Below are 2,675 nucleotides of genomic sequence, written 5' to 3'. Positions count from 1 at the left end.
CCGGAAAGCACAGCCGCGGGCCTTTCCGCCGGCCTGTGCAGGGCCATATTAAAGGCGCATGCGCGGGCCGGCCTTGCCGGGCACCGGCCGGCTTCATCGTGCGGGCGTCTGCCGCGCGCTTCGCAGACCCGCTTCACGAGGAGCCGCCATGGCTGCGCCGACTTCGATCCTGCTCATTGCCAACCCGCGCAGCGGGCGGGCCGCGGCCGGCCTTGATGCTGCCCTGCAGATCTTTGCGGAAGCCGGCATCGCCGTGGAGCTGACGCAGCCGGCGAGCCCCGCCGCCCTCGATGCCATCATCCGCCAGCGCGGCGGACAATTCGGCGCGGTGGTGCTGGCAGGCGGCGACGGCACCGTGAACGCGGCCGCACAGGCGCTGGCCGAAACGCGCCGGCCTTTCGGCCTGCTGCCGTTCGGCACCGCCAATGACCTCGCCCACACCCTGTCCATCCCCATCGGGGCGACGGCAGCGCGGGTGATCGCGGAAGGCCACAGCCAGCGCATCGACCTCGGCCATGTCAACGACCGGGTGTTCGTCAACGCCGCCAGTCTCGGCCTGCCGGTTTCCGTGGCGCAGCATCAGGATCCGGAGCTGAAGCGCCGCCTCAGGGCGCTGAGCTATGTGGTCACGGTGTTCCGCGCCTTTCGCGCCTGCACCCGGCGCTTCACGGTGTGGATCACCACCGATGGCCAGACCACCCGGCTGAAAACGATTCAGGTCACGGTCGGCAACGGCGTGCGATTCGGCGGCGGCATGCGGGTCGGCACCGATCCGCGCATCGACGACGGCATGCTGGATGTGTTCGCCATCGATGCCGATACGGTGCTGCACCTCGTGCAGGCCGCCTTCGCCGTGCGCTTCGGCCTGCACGACATGAGCCCCTATACCCGGACCTTCCGCGGCCATCATGTGCGGGTGGAAACCCGCACGCCGCGGCCGGTCAACACCGATGGCGAGATCACCACCGAAACGCCGGCGGTGTTCAGCGTGGAGCGCGGGGCGCTGGAGATCTACTGCCCCCCGCCGCGGCCCGCCGGCTGGCCGTTCCGCCAGCCCCGCACGCCGGCCTGAACGGAGGACGGGACGCAGATTGCCGGGAAAAGGCGCGCGGCCGTGGCTGCCGGCTATTCCCCGGCGCCGGCAAAAGGCTTAAAGGGCGGCTGATACGCCTTATCAGGCCTGCCATCGTCCCCTGCCCCGGGGCGTGCTGCGCCGCCCTCCGATCAGGAACTGCCGAATGACCCGTCTCGTGCTGGTTGCTGCCTGCGCCCTCATCAATTCGCAGGGAGAGGTTCTGATCGCGCAGCGGCCGGAGGGCAAATCACTGGCCGGACTGTGGGAATTTCCCGGCGGCAAGGTGGAGCCGGGCGAACGGCCGGAAGCCTGCCTCGTGCGCGAGCTGCAGGAGGAACTGGGCCTCAGCGTGCGCCACGACGACCTGATGCCGCTGACGTTCGCCAGCCACGCCTATGACGACTTCCACCTGATGATGCCGCTGTGGTCATGCCGGCGCTGGCAGGGCACGCCGGAAGGACGCGAGGGGCAGGCGCTGAAATGGGTGGCGCCCGCGACCCTCTACGACTGGCCGATGCCGCCGGCAGACCTGCCGCTCATCGCCCCGATCATCGCCCACATCGGCTGAGGACGGCGGCGGAGGGCGCGAAGCCCTCAGAAATCGCAGGCAATGCCCTTCACTTCCCAGTCGCCGAAGCGCACCGGCTCCGGTCCGTCGCGACCGTTGATCTCGCGCGGCAGCGCGGCAGCCTGCGCGGCAGCGGCCCGGCGGGCTTCGGCCTCTTCCAGCGCCCGGCGGGCGGCCGGCGGCAGGGTCGCCGGATCGCGCGGGGCAGAAACGGGCGTGTCGGTCTGGCCGGCGGCCGTCTGATTCGGTTCGCTCTCGCTCAAGGCAGTCGTCTCCCGGATGGCGGCGGCCTGCGCACAACTTGCAGCCGGCCCTGCGCACTCCCATCATATAAGGCGCCGCGGCCGGCGAGGACAGGCCCGGCCGCCATGCTGAAGGGAGATCGCGACCTGTGAACATGATCCGCACTGCAATGCTGTTTGCAGCCCTCACCGCCCTTTTCATGGGCGTGGGCTATGTCATCGGCGGGAGCAGCGGCATGATGATCGCACTCGCCGTTGCCGCCGTCACCAACCTGATCGGCTACTGGAACGCGGACCGGCTGGTGCTGCGCATGTACAACGCCGTGGAGGTGGATGCCCGCAGCGCGCCGGATTTCTATGCCCTCGTCCACGATCTTGCCGCGCGGGCCGGCCTGCCGATGCCGCGCGTCTACATCATCAACGAGGCGCAGCCGAACGCCTTCGCCACCGGGCGCAACCCGCAGAATGCCGCGGTTGCGGCCACCACCGGCCTGCTCAATCTGCTGACGCGCGAGGAGGTGGCCGGCGTGATGGCCCACGAACTCGCCCATGTGAAGCACCACGACACCCTCATCATGACGCTGACGGCCACCATGGCCGGCGCGATCTCGATGCTGGCGAACTTCGCCTTCTTCTTCGGCGGCAACCGCGAGAACAACCAGACCGGCTGGATCGGCACGCTGGTGGCCATGATCGTGGCGCCGCTTGCTGCCATGCTGGTGCAGATGGCGATCAGCCGCACCCGCGAATATGCCGCCGACCGCATGGGCGCGCAGATCTGCGGCAATCC

Annotated in this window: 4 protein-coding genes; 3 read left to right on the top strand and 1 reads right to left on the bottom strand. The window is 69.5% G+C overall.

Going from position 1 to position 2,675, the window contains the following annotated elements:
* Window positions 1–148 precede the first annotated feature (148 nt).
* The gene (locus V7067_RS15385; protein WP_334176784.1) at window positions 149–1,072 is read left to right on the top strand and encodes a lipid kinase; all 924 of its coding nucleotides are present in this window, start codon (window positions 149–151) and stop codon (window positions 1,070–1,072) included.
* 166 nt (window positions 1,073–1,238) lie between these two features.
* Window positions 1,239–1,643 (top strand): 8-oxo-dGTP diphosphatase MutT, encoded by a 405-nt coding sequence (gene mutT / locus V7067_RS15380; protein WP_334176783.1) that lies wholly within the window; start codon window positions 1,239–1,241, stop codon window positions 1,641–1,643.
* Between the two features lie 26 nt (window positions 1,644–1,669).
* Here mutT and V7067_RS15375 read toward each other — a convergent pair whose 3' ends face one another.
* Window positions 1,670–1,828 carry a DUF1674 domain-containing protein gene (locus V7067_RS15375; protein ID WP_334176787.1) on the bottom strand — a complete coding sequence of 53 codons (159 nt, stop codon included), beginning with the start codon at window positions 1,826–1,828 and terminating at the stop codon, window positions 1,670–1,672.
* Between the two features lie 206 nt (window positions 1,829–2,034).
* Between V7067_RS15375 and V7067_RS15370 the strand changes: the two genes are divergently transcribed.
* Window positions 2,035–2,675 (top strand): M48 family metalloprotease (locus V7067_RS15370; RefSeq protein WP_334176782.1); only part of this gene is annotated, 641 nt, incomplete at its 3' end.

It is taken from the genome of Pseudoxanthobacter sp. (genome assembly GCF_036822375.1).
Classification (GTDB): domain Bacteria; phylum Pseudomonadota; class Alphaproteobacteria; order Rhizobiales; family Segnochrobactraceae; genus Pseudoxanthobacter.
The sequence above is the reverse complement of the archived record's forward strand: the minus strand, read 5'-3'. Positions and strand labels throughout refer to the sequence as shown.

Bases quoted from the DNA above. Each gene is read 5' to 3' on its own strand.
- V7067_RS15385 (WP_334176784.1), top strand. From the start codon at position 149: ATGGCTGCGCCGACTTCGATCCTGCTCATTGCCAACCCGCGCAGCGGG.
- mutT (WP_334176783.1), top strand. From the start codon at position 1,239: ATGACCCGTCTCGTGCTGGTTGCTGCCTGCGCCCTCATCAATTCGCAG.